Below are 17,635 nucleotides of genomic sequence, written 5' to 3' on the forward strand. Positions count from 1 at the left end.
AAAATATAAATAGAACCCATGTTCGTGATATTTGTTTTTAAGCCTTTGCTGGAATAGGTCCACGTCGTTTTTTTCCTGTAGTGGAGTCCATTAAAAAATGGCATAGATACTTAACATATTCGTTGTCGGAAACTTCTGACAATTGCTCTAGAGCTTCTTTAAACGTAAAATCTGAACGATAAAGAAAACGAAAGGCTTCTTTTAGAAGTCCCATATCCTGAGTAGTGAGTCCAGCTCTTTTAAGTCCGACCAAATTAAGTGATCGTACTCGTGATGGATTCCCTTCAATCATCATGAATGGAGGAGCATCCCGATCAATACGACTCATTCCCCCTAGCATGGCATTACGTCCAATACGAACAAATTGATGAACTCCTAATACTCCGCCAATAACTGCCCGTGATTCGATATAAACATGGCCTGCTAAAGCGACAGCATTGGCAATAATGACATTGTCTTCAATTACACAATTGTGTGCAACATGCACATAAGCCATCAATAAGTTATGATTGCCAATTCGAGTCACCTCATCGGCGTGGGTTGCTCGATTAATAGTGACAAATTCTCTAATGGTATTGTGGTTACCAATTTTCGCCCAACTGGCAGTTCCTTTATATTTTAAGTCTTGGGGATCTGAACCAATAACAGCACTGGGAAAAATACGATTACCGATTCCAATTTCTATTGGTCCTTCGATAATGGCATGAGCCCCAACAACAGTTTGAGCGTCGATTTTAACGTTTTCTCCAATCACCGCATAAGGGCCTACTTCTACGGTGGGGTGGAGTTCTGCTTTCGGATGAATAATGGCAGTAGGGTGGATTGGGGTACTCAAAGAGGTATCTCCCTTAGTTTGATAGGTCAGCATTAAATTTTTGTTCTAGCTTACAGGGTATTTAAGTAAAAAAGACATAAAGCCGCATTCGTTTTATTTTACGTAAATATAATTCTTGTGGCTAAAGGAGTCAAACTTTAAGAGATTTGACTGACTTTTAACAAGGAAGGTATCTCTGTACGTAATTAAGTCACATAATACAAAATACCATTACTATTTATTTTTTTCTGGCAATTTTAAATTTAGTGACTTGTAGTAATAGTGGTAAGTAAATTAGCTAATTAACTATTTATAGGATATTAAACCAACTTTTTTATTAATTAAAACTTCTATTATTTTAGATTTTTTGAGTGCGTAACTAGTCTTATCTTTTCAAGACAATCAAAATCAGGACAATCAAAATCAGGACAATCAAAATCAGGACAATAATTAAGATAAAAATACAACTTATGTTCTTATGATTTTCATTATTTCTCTAAGTTTTATAAGTTAACAAAAATTTTATAGTTAGTTTATGCTTTAGATTTTTTAATAAAAGCTAGGTTTTAAAGTTAAGTATCTTAGATTTATATTAAGTTATTTGGTTCAAAAATTTAGCCTCGTTTTTGTGGATTTTCAAATTATAGAACATTCTTTTTTGTAGTTAACCAATATTTTATATAAAACTAAATATAATAACAAGGCTAACAATAAATAGGTATTTTTTATTGTAAAGTAATATTTTTATTCTGTTCTACAAATTACTTAAAAACATTAGGTTATTCTATTTTGATTAAAAGAACATTTTTGTAAATTGTAATAAAATAACAAGGTACTTTTGGTACTCAGGAAATTATCGGTAATATTACTATTTGGTTGGTAAAATTCTTACGTATTATTCAATTTATTGATGAGTTTTCTTGTTAGTTAATATACCCTTATTTAAAAAATATATAAAATATGGCTTTATCATCTTATCTTATAGTGTTTAAATAAAAATTACTATTACAAATACAGTAGTTGAGTCTATCTAAAATAAGTTATGGTATTTATTGATAAACTGTATTATAAAAAATTTGTACGTTGTTAAAACATATTTTTTTATCCCTCAATGTCTTTATTAGAAAAACATTATGTGCATCAAACAGCATTTACTTGACTTACATAATCTACAATTAGAGTTTTATATATCTATAATCAGACAAAGAAAATAATTTTTATAGTATATATATATATATACTATTTTTTAATGAATATGCCTATTAAGTAATAGAATATATATCATTGTTACTTGGTCCTACTTAATACAGAAAATTACATAAATTTATATCTTTTGTTTAAAAGGTTTTCATGGCTCTAATATATATCAGCTCTAAGTTACTTAGATATATTACATCTAATATACATGACTATTAATTTTACTAATAAATCCCATTTAGATGTTGTTTAAACTTTTAATAGTATATTAACTATAGAACTTTATTACAAAATTTAGACTATGTTGGGTTTTAGCACATTTATACCATCCTAAGTTCGATATAGCTAGATACTATCACTGTCGATAAGCAGCACCTAAATATAGCCTACCAATTTTAGGATCATTTAAAAGAGATTCTCCTGATCCTTCAAAACGGTCACGTCCATTTTCTAAAACGTAGCCTCGATCAGCAATCAACAGAGCTTTTTTAGCATTTTGTTCTACTAAAACAATAGCTTTCCCCATTCGATTAATAGCTTTGATTTGTTCAAAAATATTGTTAACTAATATAGGGGATAAAGCAGCCGAAGGTTCATCTAATAGTAGTAAATCAGGATCAAGCATTAACGCCCGTCCCATCGCTAATATTTGGCGTTCTCCCCCAGATAGTTTTCCAGCTCGTTGACGATGACGTTCTCCTAAACGAGGAAACATAGTGTAAATTCGATCCTTATCCTCTTTTAAAGAACCTTTTTTAGTAAATGCTCCCATTTCTAAGTTTTCATCGATAGTTAAGGCAGCAAAAACATTAGATATCTGAGGAACGTAGCACATTCCACGACGAACAATTTTATCTGATGATACTCGAGCAATATTTTTTCCCTTAAAGATGATTTTACCATGGTTAGGTGTTAATAAACCAAAAATAGTTTTGGCTAACGTGGATTTCCCCGCTCCATTAGGACCAATTACAGCTACTAATTCTCCTGGAGTAACACGAAAGTTAATCCCTTGCAATACATTAAAGTCTTCAACGTATCCTGCATAAACACTTTCTACTTCTAATATATTTTTCATAAATTTTAAAATCATCAATAGTTAAGATAAAAAACGATTAGGCTAAAAAATAGTTTACACTTTTTCAGGCTTTTCTCCATGAGTCTTTAATAACCCCTAATTCATTTTATTTAGGATGATGTTTTCTGCAATTCAGGACGTTCTTCTGGAATAATTGCACCTTCAACTGGACAGACTGTTATACAGATTCCACAGTCAATACAGGTTTGAAAGTCTATCCAATACCAATCAGTTCCATGGATATTTTTGCCAAGCCCTTTATGGATACAAGCGACAGGACAAACATCGATACAATCAGCAATCCCTTTACAGGTTTCAGTAGTGATGGTATGTGGCAATGTATTTCCTCCAAATCTTAATATTTAGATTTTATAACTTTTTTATCCTTACAGGCTTTCTTCTCTAGTTTAAATGAAATTTTCTCACCGTTATAGAGATAAAGAGACTAAATATATTCTTACCTCTTGAATTACTTGTCTAATTGAAGATAATCTTATCAAGATTTTATGAACTTGTTTTCTGTAAAAATTTTCTTATCCCTGAGCAAATCGATAGCAAATTTGCTAAATATTGTCACTTACGATATGAATTAATAGTAGTAATTGCTCCCGAGTTTTCTGACTATTATAAAGACACTGACTATGAGTGTAGAGAGTCTGTTGTACAAGATTTGAAATTCCTGGTGTGTTTTAATATTTTAAACTTCCATGATCTATCTAGAATGTCTACAATGCCTAATTATAGCAACCAATCTGATGTATCGTGATAGATATAACCTTCATTGTAAATATTTTTACGGTCCTTTGAGTAGCTTCTAACTAAAGATAGATAATAACTCTTTTTTAATGTAAAGACCAGTCTAGCTTTTAATAGTTTTTTTATTTATAGTCAATAATCAATAAATTTTTAATCTTAAATATTTTTTAAAAGTCTTGATATATAGTGTTATTTTAGCTTTTATTTGTTTTCTATCCCGTCTAGTTTTCGATAAAAATATTATATCTGTATGACAATTTATATTTTGAATAGTACTTGAATACAATATAATACTAACTAGTATTTTAAATTATTTTAACTGCGTCTATCTAGTTTAAAATATTAGTAATAGACGCTGATATATTTTTATGTAATTATATTTTTTATACCAGGCTAAAGTTGGTAGTTACTATTTTTATCAGTTACTATATAAACACTAAACTTATTTAAATCCAATTTAGATGTTCAGTATTTTGTTGTATTGTTTGTATAATAATTATATCTTTTAATAAAACTATTAATGCCAATTAAATAACCTAATATACAATTTAATTCTACTTGCAGTCTGCTGTGTTTTTTGTTAATCCTAAAGTTAGGTTATTTAATTTTAAATATTTTTTGCAACCTAATTACCCAATAAATATTTAAGTTACTCATAAAACTAACATATTTACTAATCTGTAGTTATATTTTATGGTAGCAAACTGATATTAATCATCTGCCATGCTCTTATTAGGAAGACTTGACGAGAAGAGTGTCAGATAAGTTAAAATACGACAAAATATGCGATTTACAGACTCAATTATTCAGGATAATTATCAATGACAACTGAATCTTTAATTCCAGTAGTTGTGAATGGAGCAGCAGGCAAAATGGGACGTGAAGTCATTAAGGCTGTCTCCCAAGCTCAAGATATGATGTTAATCGGAGCAGTAGACCATAGCCTTGAGTATCATGGACAAGATGTTGGGGAAGTGGCTGGTTGTGGAGCGTTAGAAGTACCGATTGTCAATGATTTACAAAGTGTTTTAGTATTAGCTACCCAAAACAAGATACAAGGGGTTATGGTAGATTTCACCCACCCGGATGGGGTATATGAAAATGTGCGAAGTGCTATAGCCTATGGGATACGTCCAGTAGTAGGAACAACAGGATTAAGTGAAGATCAAATTGAAGAATTAGGAAAATTTGCTGAAAAAGCTAGTACTGGATGTTTGATTATCCCTAATTTTTCTGTTGGAATGGTGTTATTACAACAAGCAGCGGCTCAAGCGGCTCAACACTTTGAACATGTAGAAATTATTGAACTTCACCATAATCAAAAAGCAGATGCGCCTAGTGGAACTGCTCTTAAAACGGCTCAAATGTTATCAGAGTTGGGTAAGATGTATAATCCACCTTCTGTAAAAGAAACAGAAACTATTCAAGGAGCAAGAGGTGGATTAGTAAATAATAATACAAGAATTCATAGTGTACGTTTGCCTGGATTAATCGCCCACCAAGAGGTTATTTTTGGAGCAAAGGGAGAACTTTATACTCTGCGCCATGATACTAGTGATCGATCCTGCTATATGAAAGGAGTTTTATTAGCTATCCGTAAAATCATTCAACTACAATCTCTCATTTATGGACTAGAAAAGATTCTTTAATCTTGAATTGACAAACTATGAGTTAAACTTGAATGTATTTTTATCGATACTTGGTGAGTCTTCTATCTAAGAAGACTCACCAAGTATCGATAGAATTCATATGGATCCTATGAGATTTCACATCGTTAAATTTATTTTCATTTTATATTACTTGGATTAATACAAAGGGTTGGACGATCAACGTATTAAATGAAATAGAAGAATCGGTATTCCAAGTTGTTAATTGTGCAGTAGAAGGTTTATGGATCAAGGTTTTATCAATCCAATGTTGTACAGAATTAATATCATCTTGAGCAATAGCAACCCCAACTTCTATTATGTCCAGATGTTTAGTTACAAAAATGATGGCATCTCTCTGAGCATGGGATATTAAATATTGCCATTCAACAGTTGTTACATCTTCTCTAAAGCGAGTTTCAAGGTTTTTCATTTATTTATTTTGTAGAAAAAAGTAGAATATAGATTATTATTGATAAAAAGTGTACAAGATAGGAAAAATTGATGGATCAATCTCAAGCTGTTGTCCTGCTATCTGGAGGTTTGGATTCGGCTACTTCAGCCGCTATAGCTATTTTCGAAGGTTACAATTTAATCGCCCTTTCCTTACGCTATGGACAACGTAACGAAAAAGAATTAGGAGCAGCCAAGAAGATTTCTCAGTATTTAGGTATCATTGAACACTACATTATTGATGTTAACATTGCCCAATGGGGAGGATCATCCCTAACAGATAAGTCTTTGACTCTTCCTCAAAAGGGAATTGAAAATGATATTATTCCCTCCACCTACGTTCCGGGAAGAAATACCATTTTTATCGCTCTTGCCCTTTCTCTAGCAGAAACTAAAGGAGCTAAAGCAATTTTTACCGGAATTAATGCTGTTGACTATTTAGGATATCCTGATTGTCGTCCAGACTATCTTGAAGCCTATCAAAAGTTAGCTAATTTGTCTTCAAAGGCAGGAATTGAAGGCAAAGCCCCTCAATTAATTGCTCCTTTACTTAACAAGTCTAAGGTAGATATTGTGCATCGCGCAATTTCTTTAGGAGTTCCTATTGAGGATACTTGGTCTTGTTATTTGGGAGAAGAAACACCTTGTGGTCTTTGTGATTCTTGTCGTGTACGTGATTCTGCTTTAATTAATGCAGGATATCCTGAATTGGCGACTTCTAAAGGGAAGAGATGATTAACAAGTTCTAAAAGTTGGAACTATAAAAGTTTTTTCTTGGTTTCATCTACGTTAACTTAATATTGAGATTCGATAAGTCTATAAAAATAGATATCCTCATAAATTATAGAAATAATATAAAAAATTAATAGAATGTATATATAATAAAAACTTATTTCTTAAATTAAGATTGACTCAAATAAATCATTCCCGTCCTTGGGGTATAAATTAGCACATTAGATATAAATTACAGATCACAAACTCAAGTATTTAAACTCTGGCAAAAATAAATATTTTTTAGATATTATTGTTAGATATTATTGTCAGATATTTAAATGCCAACAAATTCAACTAACATAAGAGGATAATTTATATGTGGCGTAAAATATGATTTCAAGAATGATTATCCGACATTAATTAAATATAAATAATATACAAAATCAATGTCCTCTTGATTAATGTATTTGTGCTGTCTATGGTAAAGTTATCGAACCATGAATTCAAACAAGATAAAGATTAATCTATATGATTTGGGACTATTTTGATAATTTTAATTATTAGTTTATAAAAACAACTTTCTTTTAAAAGAAGAGGACTTTGGTGTACCTTGACTTATTAACTTTTCTAGTTTCAAATTATGAGTTTTGTCAATTACTATCCTCGTCTTCTATTAAAAGTTGTTCTGAGTCATTCTTCGGTAATCCTAGAGAGGATGGATTTTTTTGGATTTCTAACTCTTGTTTCATGGTTTTCAAGATGGTTGCGAGTTTTTCTTCCTCTGGGAATAGTTGAACTAATTTCTCCATTGGTACAATAGCTCCTTCTAAGTCTTTAAGTTGCAGTTTTGCTTCTATTAATCCCTGTAAAGCAGTAGGATTTTTCGGTTCACGTTTTAATACTTCTTCATAACCATCTGCGATCGCTTGTAGTTTTTCTTTCTGAGCAATATTAGTGCTAGAGGTCGCTAATGGGTACGGAGGTTGATCTATTGAACGCAACAAGGGAAGTACCATAACGCCTAGTAAAGCCAAACCTGAGATTATAATAACAATTCTTTGAAAGGGCTTTTGACGGTTATCAGACATAATCCTAAAATACTAAATTAGAAATTATTGGTTTAGTTAGTGAAACAAAATTTATATGACACAGTATACAGTAATGTTAGAGTAGAAATTATTGGTTTAGTTAGTGAAATAAAATTTATATAGCTTAGTGTCCGGTGTCATATATATAGTTTATTTATCTCCCCAAAAATATTTCCTAAGTGTATCCATGAAAAACAGCTAACCCGAACCCAAAACTCCCAAGACAAATTATCATCAAAATCAATAAAACTTTCCATTGTGGATACCCTTGATCTTGTAATTCTAGCTTTCCTAGAGTAGCTGCACACAATAATAAAAGTAGCCTAATAAAATACTCTAGCCAACAAACCATCAAAACAACGGCAAAAGTCCACCATAGTACTGAAACCATAGCGCGATTATCGGACTTAAACCCACTTCCAAAAACAATAGTAATCAACGCAACTGGTGCAGCGACTAGACTAGTAGTAATTATTAGTACAAGAACCCCAGCCAAGACATGTAATATCAAAAACACTGTGTCACTCTCAAAAAGCCACCCCCAAGTTTTTCCTTGTTGAATTAAGGAATGAGTTAAGGATGAAACAGAAAGACCCACATTCCAACCAAACAGACAATAGGTGGAAAAAACAACACTCAACGACAGGAAAGGAGATTTAGTTGACCACGACATCTTAGAAATTTAAGCGAAAATCACTCGATTATATTAAAAATACATTTTTAAGCTTTGACAAGAGAATTCAAACAGTCTTGCCCTGCATAGTAAGAACTTCGAACTAAAGGGCCTGAACGAACATTATAAAAGCCTAGAGATCGCCCAATTTCCCCTAACTTTTTAAATTCTTCAGGAGTCCAGTATTTACGCACAGGTAGATGATTTAAGGACGGACGCATATACTGTCCTAAGGTAAGATTGTCGCATCCCACTTTTCTTAAATCCTTGAAAGTTTCGATGATCTCCGTTTCTGTTTCTCCATGTCCCAACATTAATCCAGATTTGGTTATAACGGACTTATCGAGTTCTTTGACCCACTTTAGAACACTCAGGGAACGCTCGTATTTAGCCCCTCTTCTAACAATATTCTGCAAGCGCCGAACAGTTTCAATATTGTGATTATAACAAACAGGTTGGGCAGCTACAACAGTAGCAATTCGCTGTCTCTGCATGATTTCTCCTTCTCTCCCCCCCCAAAAGTCAGGAGTTAATACTTCAATCTCAGTATGGGGGTTGCTCTGACGAATAGTCTCCATCACCTTAACAAACCAATTAGCACCCCCGTCAGATAAGTCATCCCGTGCTACAGAGGTTAAAACAACATAAAGTAATCCTAACAACTTTACTGACTCTGCTACTTTCTGCGGTTCTAAGACATCTAATGCCGTAGGTGAATGGCCTTTATCTACTTGACAAAAACTACACGAACGAGTGCAAGTTGGACCCATTAAGAGGAAAGTCGCTGTTTTTCGAGCATAACATTCTCCTCTGTTTGGGCAACGACCTTCTTCACATATTGTCTGTATATTTCGTTGTTTGATAATACGCTGAACAGCAGAAATCTCACTAGCTCTACCAACAGAGCGTCTAAGCCAAAGAGGGAGAGGTATCAAGTTTGTTTGGGAGTGCTTAGTAGCTGATATTCTTTTTTTCATGGTTAATCTAGTATAAAAAGTTATACTTTTCTAGTAATCTAAAACTATAAAGTCTATTCTTAAACTCAACTCTTTTAAGTTAACCATGTTCAATTAACAAAGACAAAGAGTTACTTGAGCTGTGGGAAGAATAGTTAAAGTCAGTATGTAATTAGCAATACTTAAAGGAGCATAATGATAAAAGATGTTGCAGGAAGGAACTATAGAAAGACAATTCTAAACTAGAAATTAAAAATATATAAGCTTAGTTTTTACCAATTATTTGATTAGACAAAAATGATAAGTGAAGTTAACTTAATTAGTATCTTTTTTAATGTCAAAAACTGGCAAAGTAAACCAAAATTTAGCTCCAGCATCTGGGTTAGTAATTACCCCGATCTCTCCCCCATGAGCTTCAATAATTTGACGACAAAGGTAGAGTCCTAAACCTAACCCCAATGTTTTTTTTGCTCCATCTCCTCGATGATATCTTTCGAATAAGTTCTCTGCTTGTTCTGAATTCATTCCTACTCCATTATCAGCTAAGGTACAAATAACCATTCTTGTATCTTGAGAAGATTTTTTGATATTTTTCTTAGTATACAAAGCTAATTTTTGGGGGGTTAAGACTTCAGCAGTTATAGTTAATTTTAAGCCAGGAGGATTATGTTTAAGAGCATTAGCTAACAAATTCTCAAACACCCGCCATAGACGATCACTATCTGCCTTAACTACCGGTAATTCAGAAGAGACTAGGACATCTAATATACCTTTATGTTCTTTTAATATAGGTTGCCATTCTGCAGACAATTTCTGACTTAATGAGAATAAATTTAAGGGGGTGCAGTTAAGGTGAACTCCTCCCATTTCAAATTGTTGGGTTTCTACTAAAGAGTTAATCAAATTAAGTTGGCGGTCACAACTAGCAACTATCTGTTCTAAGACTACATTAGATATCTCTATAGTTTGTTTATTTTCTTTTTTTCCTTTTTTAAGTAAATTTTTCAAAACCATGGCCATTCCTAACACAGGGTTACGTAAATCATGAGACACTGCATGAAGGTAAACTCGTAGAGTTTGTTCCGTTTTTTTTCGTTCTTTTATTTCTTGTTGTAGTTGTTTTTTTTGTCGTTGTATAGTCAATTGGTTTTCTACTCTGGCAATAACCTCCTCTTCTTGAAATGGTTTACAAATATAGTCCACCCCTCCTACTTCAAAAGCTTTTACTTTGTCTAAAATATCATCAAGTGCACTAATAAATATAACAGGAATCTCTTTTGTTTTTTGGTTATCTTTTAGGGTTCGGCAAACTTCATAGCCATTAATTCCTGTCATATTGATATCTAACAGGATGACATCAGGGGGAACTTGGGATATAGTTTTCAGGGCCATTTTGCCATCAAGAGCTTTACGGACCTTATAGCCTTGTTCTGATAACATGGCTGAGAGTAAACGCAGGTTATCAAGAGTGTCATCAACGACAAGAAGATTGCCTTTTTCTAAGATCATAATCTGCTAATCATCTAAATTACAATTAACTATTACCTTATTTGTTAATTCAATAATCTGATTAAAAAGAAAGTCATTAGCCCAATTTTTTAGGGTAACAGCTAAAAGCTCATTTGCTGGAGTAATTTGAGTAATTAAATCTAGTATGGCATCATCGCTACATTCTATGGCAGCTTGGTGAACTTGAGTGATCCACTCACGAGACATCACAGATAATACTTGCAATAGATCGTCGGAGGTATTTTCTTGAACTTCAATATCTGTTTCTTCTGTTCGATTATCTTCCCTTCTCATAGACTCGTAAACATAGCAAATACCGAGGTGATCAGCAATTTTATCCCACAAAACTTCTTCTCGAAATGGTTTTCGCATAAAGTCATCACATCCAGCTGATAGAATAACATTACGTTCCTCTTCAAAGGCACTAGCAGTCAAGGCAATAATTACGGTGGCTTGCCCTTTAGTGGTAGCTTTGATTCGTTGAGTAGCCTCATAGCCATCGATAACAGGCATTCTCATGTCCATTAACACTAGATGGGGCTCCCACCTTTCCCAAAGATTAATTGCTTCTTTTCCATTGCTAGCCTGACGGACTTCAAACCCCATTGACGAGAGTAATTTGACTAATAAAATACGACTTTCTAGGCGATCATCTACCGCTAGAATACGATATCGGGGTTGCCCAGGAGCTAATCCAATAACCTTGCGAATTGGTTTTTTCGTTTTAATGGCATTTGCAGATGCTATCCGTCCCTTAATAGTAAAAGTAAATAAACTACCTTTACCTAGCACGCTATTTACCTGAATATCACCACCCATTAACTGCACGAACTTTTGACTAATGGGTAATCCTAATCCAGTTCCCTCTTGGGCGTTACGTCCGGTTTCTGTTTGTCCAAAAGCGGCAAATAGTTGGTCTATCTCTTCGGTAGCAATCCCTAGTCCAGTATCCTCTACCTCAAAGGTAATCATAACTTTTTCTGATTCCCTATTCCCCTTCACCCGTAAGGTGACACCCCCTTCATCAGTGAATTTAATGGCATTACCTAATAAATTGATTAAAACTTGCCGCAATTTCCCTTCATCAGTAGTTAGGTATTGGGGAACTTCTGGAGTATACTCAAAAATTAGTTGTAATCCTTTAGCTTCAGCTTTTAACTTCAGCATAGCTTCTATGTTGGAAAGCAAGCGGTATAAATCAAAACTATTTTGGCTTAAACTTGTACGACCTGCTTCAATTTTAGACATTTCTAGGATGTCATTAAGTAATGTTAGTAAATGCTCGCCACTGCGTGAGATAATGGACAAATTTTGTTGCTGTTCTTCATTCAAAGTGTGGTCACGTTGCATTACTTGAGTAAACCCTAAAATAGCATTGAGGGGAGTTCGTAATTCATGACTCATACTGGCCAAAAATTCGCTTTTAGCACGGTTGGCAGCATCTGCAGCTTCTTTAGCTTTTTTTAAGGCTATTTCGGCCTGTTTACGTTGGGTTATATCTCGCACTATGGCAGTAAATACTTTTCGTCCCTTAAGTTTAATTTTAGAAATGGAAACTTCGGCTAAAAATTCGCTCCCGTCTTGACGACGACCGAAAACAGGACGACGACCCCCCATCTGTCGAGCAATTTCAGACGCAATACTAAAGTCTTTAATATGTCGTTGATGATTTTCATTAAACCTTTGAGGAATTAAAATATCAAATGGGCATCCTAACACTTCTGATGCCTGGTAACCAAAGATTTTTTCAGCAGCGTGATTAAATAAGGTGATACATTGATTTTCATCGATAGAAATAATCGCCTCATTTGCATTATCCAAAATGCCAGCAAATCTAGCTTTAGACTCGGTGCGTTCCTCTTCTGCTTGAGATCGTGCTTGGGCAATAGCGAGAAATTCTCCTACTAATTTTAATATATTTACGTCTTCTTGAGTCCAATGTTTGTCAATGTTTCCGTCAAGCCCCAGATACCCCAACGTTTGTCCAGTAGCCACCATAGGAACTACCACTAAAGTAGGGCTAAGACTATTTTTAAATATCTCTCTTTCGTTTATCGCTTGCCTAGGTAGATCTTCCAAGGAATTTACACGAATAGGATGGCCTTTCAGGAGTTGTTCCGAAAACCAGGGAAGATCTTGTAAAGGAATATTTGGGGACTGTTTTTTAGTGGAGGAAGTATTTGGTTTACACCATTCATAGGTCATATTCCAAAGGCATTGTTGAGGGGAATAACGTATAATGTAGCCACGATCACCATTGGTAAATTCTCCTAGAGATGCTAGAGTAAACCCGACGGCAGTATTGAAATCTTGATCAATTAATTGTCGAGCAATACTACTGAGCAAACTATCACGTTGAGCTTGCTTTTTTAAGGTTTCTTCTCGTCGTTGGCGATCAGTAATATCTCTACTAATCCCAATCGACCCCATTAAATTACCATCAGGACAACAAAAGGGGGTTTTTAATGTGTCGAGAAGAAGACGACTCCCGTCAGGATAAGTGATCCATTCTTCATTACGATAGGCTTGTTTTTTGTGAATCATAATACGATCTTGTTCCCGAAAAAATAGGGCTTCCTCGGGACTAAAAAGATCGAAGTCAGTTTTCCCAATAATATCCTTTCTGTCGCGTCCAACAAAAGTTTCGAAGGCATTATTACAAACTTTATAAAAGCCTTGAGGATCTTTACAAAATACAAAGTCAGGAATGCAATTAATTAGCGAACTTAATAGAATTTGCTCCTGTTTGCGATCACTAATATCACTGTGGGTTCCTACCATCCTAATTGGATTTCCTTGTTGATCCCAAAGAGCTTGTCCTCGTGACAAAATCCACTTATAAGTTTTGTCTTTACATTTGAGTCTAAATTCAACAGTATAATGGTTAGTTTTTCTTTCTAGATGAGCATATACCGCGTCCATTACCCCCTTTCTGTCTTGGGGATGCAGCAACATTTTCCAGGTGTCAAAATGATGGGATAAATCTTCGTCTTGATACCCTAACATTTCTTTCCAACGATGAGAAAAGAAAAGCTCATCAGTTTTAAGATTCCAATCCCAAATTCCCTCATTTGTCCCCTGTAGTACTAACTGCCATCGTTGTTCACTCTCACGTAATTCTTGTTGGATTTTCAAGGTAGCTATTTGTGCTGCTTGTAATGTCGCAATCTCCCTTTGCAGACTTTGGATGATTTGGATAGAGTTTGGTTTTTTTTTTTGAACTGACATATATCTAAAAAAAGTTAACTATTTTATGTAAAATTTAGACAACAAAATCATCTTGGATAGGAACGAGCCAATCAATTATTTGATTTTATTTTATATCAAAAGTTTTTTGAACTAGCTCTAAATATTAATAATTACTCCTTGACTATCTTATTTAGCTGCTTTGTGACCCTATTTAGGATAGTTAGAATAAAAAAAATTAATTAAAAATATACTTAATACCTTGTTAATAAACAATAGTACTATAAACTTTACCTGTTTTGGTCAAACTCAATAGTCTTGAATTCTATTCTTTAGAACATCATGGATACTTTAATATTTTTTGTAAAAATAACCGTCGAGGCGTTTTAAACAACCAACCCTTCCAAGTAGATTCAGTTTTTTGGAGTTTATAACCATAATTAAGGTAAAGTTGTTTTGCTGGATAATTATTTTCTAATACGTGTAAACCAAGGGAGTTATATCCCCATTCTAAAGCAACTTGCTCACATTTCTGGAGTAAATATTTAGCTACTCCCTGTCTCCGATAGGAATGACTAACTGCTAAATTACTAATGTACAAAGATTGAGAGTGTAACCTGGAACCCAGAGTAATTTCTACTGTACCGATAACTAATTCTTGGAAATCGTTAGATGTCCCATTAGAAATCATAGCCACTAGACAACAATAATATGGAGAATGTGCTCGAAAACGAATACGTAAATCTTCATTGATTTCTAGCCTAAACAAGGGGTATAGCCAAGAAGACCATTGCTGGGGAGGATGAAAACTTCTGATTAGAACCTCAGTCAGGTCCTTAATATCACTTATTTGAGCTATTCTCACCATTACGGGAAGTCTTCCCAAGTTAATCTGTCCCAGCTCTTGAGAAGAGTAAGGAAAAATGTTATAAAATTGACATAAATTCACAAAACCTCCGCTTTTAAGACAAAAAATAATATTTTAGTTCTTATATTCTTATTGTTTTTGGAAATAGTCTTATTTTATATTAAACTATCTTATTGTGATTAATTAGCCTCCTGGCATCTTAACGTTTACCTCGATAGGTGGATATAAATATATTAAAATCTAGTATTCTTTATACTAGATTTTAATATATTTTATAGTCTAGTTTTATTATGTGTCCTTAAAAAAATAGTCATATAAAATATATTTTTGCTACTTTATTATCAAAATAGAAACCTAATTATTTTTCTTGTCTTTTGGGTTTAGTTTTACTTTATATTTTACGCAAATTAAAATATTTACAACTAGTTTCTTGTGTCTTTTAAGCAGAAAACAAGAATATTATACAAACTTTTACTACTATATAGTATACGATAGTAATAAGAATTTTTCTTTTAGCATCATATCTTTTATTGTTGTTGGTTTTTATTTTTTCACATAAAAACGTATCGACATATAATACTTTATATTTCATTCCTTTTGAGATATTTTAATCAGATTTTCGTTTTTTAAAAATGTATATTCAAAGTGTTTTTATGCAAAGTAAAGGCCGAGATTTATTTTTAGATTTTATATTTAAATATTTATTATTTTATTGCCAAATTTTCAGTTTACAATTTAACTTGTAAGAAATTAAATATTATGATAATGTAGGTTATGCTTGTATATAAATTTATATTCTGTACTCTATTACTGGATTTTACTATTTAGAGTTAGCACATAAAGATATTTTATAAAAAAAATAAATATATACTCTCTTATGTGTAACACTTAAATAGTCATCGTTTACTATAAAATATAAACAATTTTAACAATCACAAATATTTTTTAAGGACATAAAAAATATTTGTGATTGTTACTTAAATATTAAATTCAACAAAGATATTTTTTATTTAAAAATAAAACTCTAGTGCAATACTATATATAATTATTTATAACAAGCAATTTATTTCTAAACTAGTTTTAGTAACTTCTAAAACAGTCACAAGTATATTCTTAAAATAAGATTTTAGTCTAGTGTATTTAAATAGGTACATAGAGATCAAAAATATTGTTATCTATAACTCTACAATTAATTTTAACTAATGTATAGCGAATTATATTATTTAGAGTATATTTAAGTATTATTAACAGAATAAGATAATTTATGATAATGCATAAATATATAATCAAAATCATTTAATTTAAATAGATTTAATTATTTTATTACGCTATTTTATTTGCATAAATTATACAAGATTTTAATACTTTAATGGTTGTTTATCTGTTTAATAATTGCTGTTTTGATTAAGAAAAATAAACACATTTTATTCATAAACTTATAAGTTATATTTTTAATTTTTTGTTAAAAGTATAACTTGATTAGTGCATAATAGTAGGATATATAATATATATCAATTATTTTTACTAGCTAATACGTGATGAGCGAGACTTATTTTGCTACTGTTGCGAGAGGATTAGAAGAAATCGCGGCTAAAGAATTAGGATTATTAGGAGCAACAGAAGTTAAACCTACTTTTACAGGGGTTTATTTTCAAGGGAATCAAGAATTATTTTATCGAGTTAATTTATGGTCGAGAATTATTTTTCGAATTTTAGTGCCTATCCAAAAAATTGAAAGCCATAACGAAATTCAACTATATAAGAACGTTTATAAGATAGATTGGTCTAGGTATTTACAAACCCATCAAACATTTCTTGTTAATTGTACTGGAAGTAATCAAAATTTAAATCACACCCACTTTACAGCATTAAAAATTAAAAATGCTATTGTTAACCAACAAACAGAAAGGTTTAATACTCGTTCTAATATTAATGTTAAAAGTCCTGATATTATTATCAACGCTCACATTAATAATAATCATTGTATTCTAAGTTTAGATAGTTCGGGTAGAAGTTTACATCGGAGAGGATACCGATCAGCTATGGGAATAGCACCTTTAAAAGAAACCCTGGCAGCCGCCTTATTAGATATAGCCGATTGGGATGGGAGTATTCCTTTTTTAGATCCCATGTGTGGTTCAGGAGTTTTACCTGTTGAAGCTGCCTTAAAAGGACTAAATATTGCCCCAGGTTTATATCAAAACAAATTTAGTTTTCAGAATTGGCTTGACTTTGATTCAACTACTTATTCTAAAATAGTTGAAGAGGCTAAAAACGAACAACTAAGTCAGTTGAAAGCTCCTATTTTTGGAAGCGATCAAGATATAGATGTCCTTAAGCAAGCGTTTACCAATATAGCTGCTTGTGGTCTCGATAAAGACATTAAATTAAATCAAATTCGGTTAGAAGAGATTGAACCCCCAGCTGATAAGGGTATTATCATTTGTAATCCTCCTTATGGTAAGCGCATCGGCAACTCCCGACAATTGACAGCGTTGTATAAATCATTGGGCAATGTTTTAAAGCAACGTTTTAAGGGCTGGAATGCTTATATTCTAACAGCAAATAAAGAATTAAGTAAACAAATAGGATTAAGAACTTCCCGTCGTATTCCTATCTACAATGGTTCCCTTCCCTGCACATTACTTAAGTATGAATTATATTGATTTGATTAATAAACAGTTTTAATAATTTAAT

At 32.7% G+C, this 17,635-nt stretch carries 13 protein-coding genes; 3 read left to right on the forward strand and 10 right to left on the reverse strand.

The window, feature by feature from the left end:
• Positions 1-37 precede the first annotated feature (37 nt).
• The 3 genes from lpxA to OXU93_RS05640 form a co-directional block, all read right to left on the reverse strand.
• Entirely contained in the window at positions 38-868 is an 831-nt protein-coding gene (gene lpxA / locus OXU93_RS05630) for an acyl-ACP--UDP-N-acetylglucosamine O-acyltransferase (protein WP_267383159.1), read from the reverse strand.
• A 1,498-nt stretch (positions 869-2,366) separates the two neighbouring features.
• Positions 2,367-3,089, reverse strand: coding sequence for an ABC transporter ATP-binding protein (locus tag OXU93_RS05635; RefSeq protein ID WP_267383161.1), 723 nt, complete (start codon positions 3,087-3,089; stop codon positions 2,367-2,369).
• Positions 3,090-3,199: 110 nt separating this feature from the next.
• Positions 3,200-3,427, reverse strand: a complete 228-nt coding sequence (locus OXU93_RS05640) for an indolepyruvate ferredoxin oxidoreductase subunit alpha (protein WP_267383162.1) — start codon at positions 3,425-3,427, stop codon at positions 3,200-3,202.
• Positions 3,428-4,666: 1,239 nt separating this feature from the next.
• Here OXU93_RS05640 and dapB point away from each other — a divergent pair.
• Positions 4,667-5,494 carry a 4-hydroxy-tetrahydrodipicolinate reductase gene (gene dapB, locus OXU93_RS05645; protein ID WP_267383163.1) on the forward strand — a complete coding sequence of 276 codons (828 nt, stop codon included), beginning with the start codon at positions 4,667-4,669 and terminating at the stop codon, positions 5,492-5,494.
• 142 nt (positions 5,495-5,636) lie between these two features.
• On the opposite strand, the gene OXU93_RS05650 is transcribed toward dapB, so the two are convergent.
• Positions 5,637-5,924, reverse strand: coding sequence for a DUF2288 domain-containing protein (locus OXU93_RS05650; RefSeq protein ID WP_267383164.1), 288 nt, complete (start codon positions 5,922-5,924; stop codon positions 5,637-5,639).
• Positions 5,925-5,995: 71 nt separating this feature from the next.
• Between OXU93_RS05650 and queC the strand changes: the two genes are divergently transcribed.
• Entirely contained in the window at positions 5,996-6,679 is a 684-nt protein-coding gene (gene queC, locus OXU93_RS05655) for a 7-cyano-7-deazaguanine synthase QueC (RefSeq protein ID WP_267383165.1), read from the forward strand.
• Between the two features lie 629 nt (positions 6,680-7,308).
• On the opposite strand, the gene OXU93_RS05660 is transcribed toward queC, so the two are convergent.
• From OXU93_RS05660 to OXU93_RS05685, 6 genes are all read right to left on the reverse strand, one after another.
• Positions 7,309-7,746 (reverse strand): tetratricopeptide repeat protein, encoded by a 438-nt coding sequence (locus OXU93_RS05660; RefSeq protein WP_267383166.1) that lies wholly within the window; start codon positions 7,744-7,746, stop codon positions 7,309-7,311.
• 175 nt (positions 7,747-7,921) lie between these two features.
• Positions 7,922-8,419 (reverse strand): hypothetical protein, encoded by a 498-nt coding sequence (locus tag OXU93_RS05665; protein ID WP_267383167.1) that lies wholly within the window; start codon positions 8,417-8,419, stop codon positions 7,922-7,924.
• A 47-nt stretch (positions 8,420-8,466) separates the two neighbouring features.
• Positions 8,467-9,396 carry a lipoyl synthase gene (lipA, locus tag OXU93_RS05670; protein WP_267383169.1) on the reverse strand — a complete coding sequence of 310 codons (930 nt, stop codon included), beginning with the start codon at positions 9,394-9,396 and terminating at the stop codon, positions 8,467-8,469.
• A 294-nt stretch (positions 9,397-9,690) separates the two neighbouring features.
• Positions 9,691-10,884: a hybrid sensor histidine kinase/response regulator gene (locus OXU93_RS05675; protein ID WP_267383170.1), complete on the reverse strand. Its 1,194-nt coding sequence runs from the start codon at positions 10,882-10,884 to the stop codon at positions 9,691-9,693.
• Positions 10,885-10,890: 6 nt separating this feature from the next.
• The gene (locus OXU93_RS05680; RefSeq protein ID WP_267383172.1) at positions 10,891-14,112 is read right to left on the reverse strand and encodes a PAS domain S-box protein; all 3,222 of its coding nucleotides are present in this window, start codon (positions 14,110-14,112) and stop codon (positions 10,891-10,893) included.
• A 298-nt stretch (positions 14,113-14,410) separates the two neighbouring features.
• The gene (locus OXU93_RS05685; protein WP_267383173.1) at positions 14,411-15,019 is read right to left on the reverse strand and encodes a GNAT family N-acetyltransferase; all 609 of its coding nucleotides are present in this window, start codon (positions 15,017-15,019) and stop codon (positions 14,411-14,413) included.
• Between the two features lie 1,457 nt (positions 15,020-16,476).
• On the opposite strand from OXU93_RS05685, the gene OXU93_RS05690 reads away from it, so the two are divergent.
• On the forward strand, positions 16,477-17,604 hold the full coding sequence (locus OXU93_RS05690; RefSeq protein ID WP_267383175.1) for a THUMP domain-containing class I SAM-dependent RNA methyltransferase: 1,128 nt from the start codon (positions 16,477-16,479) through the stop codon (positions 17,602-17,604).
• Positions 17,605-17,635: the final 31 nt, after the last annotated feature.

The sequence above is a fragment of the Cyanobacterium sp. uoEpiScrs1 genome (assembly GCF_947331815.1).
Classification (GTDB): domain Bacteria; phylum Cyanobacteriota; class Cyanobacteriia; order Cyanobacteriales; family Microcystaceae; genus Rippkaea.

Excerpts from the sequence above, each read along its gene's own strand:
- lpxA (WP_267383159.1), bottom strand. The coding sequence starts at position 868 with ATGCTGACCTATCAAACTAAGGGAGATACCTCTTTGAGTACCCCAATC.
- OXU93_RS05635 (WP_267383161.1), bottom strand. The coding sequence starts at position 3,089 with ATGAAAAATATATTAGAAGTAGAAAGTGTTTATGCAGGATACGTTGAA.
- dapB (WP_267383163.1), top strand. The coding sequence starts at position 4,667 with ATGACAACTGAATCTTTAATTCCAGTAGTTGTGAATGGAGCAGCAGGC.
- OXU93_RS05650 (WP_267383164.1), bottom strand. The coding sequence starts at position 5,924 with ATGAAAAACCTTGAAACTCGCTTTAGAGAAGATGTAACAACTGTTGAA.
- queC (WP_267383165.1), top strand. The coding sequence starts at position 5,996 with ATGGATCAATCTCAAGCTGTTGTCCTGCTATCTGGAGGTTTGGATTCG.
- OXU93_RS05660 (WP_267383166.1), bottom strand. The coding sequence starts at position 7,746 with ATGTCTGATAACCGTCAAAAGCCCTTTCAAAGAATTGTTATTATAATC.
- OXU93_RS05665 (WP_267383167.1), bottom strand. The coding sequence starts at position 8,419 with ATGTCGTGGTCAACTAAATCTCCTTTCCTGTCGTTGAGTGTTGTTTTT.
- lipA (WP_267383169.1), bottom strand. The coding sequence starts at position 9,396 with ATGAAAAAAAGAATATCAGCTACTAAGCACTCCCAAACAAACTTGATA.
- OXU93_RS05675 (WP_267383170.1), bottom strand. The coding sequence starts at position 10,884 with ATGATCTTAGAAAAAGGCAATCTTCTTGTCGTTGATGACACTCTTGAT.
- OXU93_RS05680 (WP_267383172.1), bottom strand. The coding sequence starts at position 14,112 with ATGTCAGTTCAAAAAAAAAAACCAAACTCTATCCAAATCATCCAAAGT.
- OXU93_RS05690 (WP_267383175.1), top strand. The coding sequence starts at position 16,477 with ATGAGCGAGACTTATTTTGCTACTGTTGCGAGAGGATTAGAAGAAATC.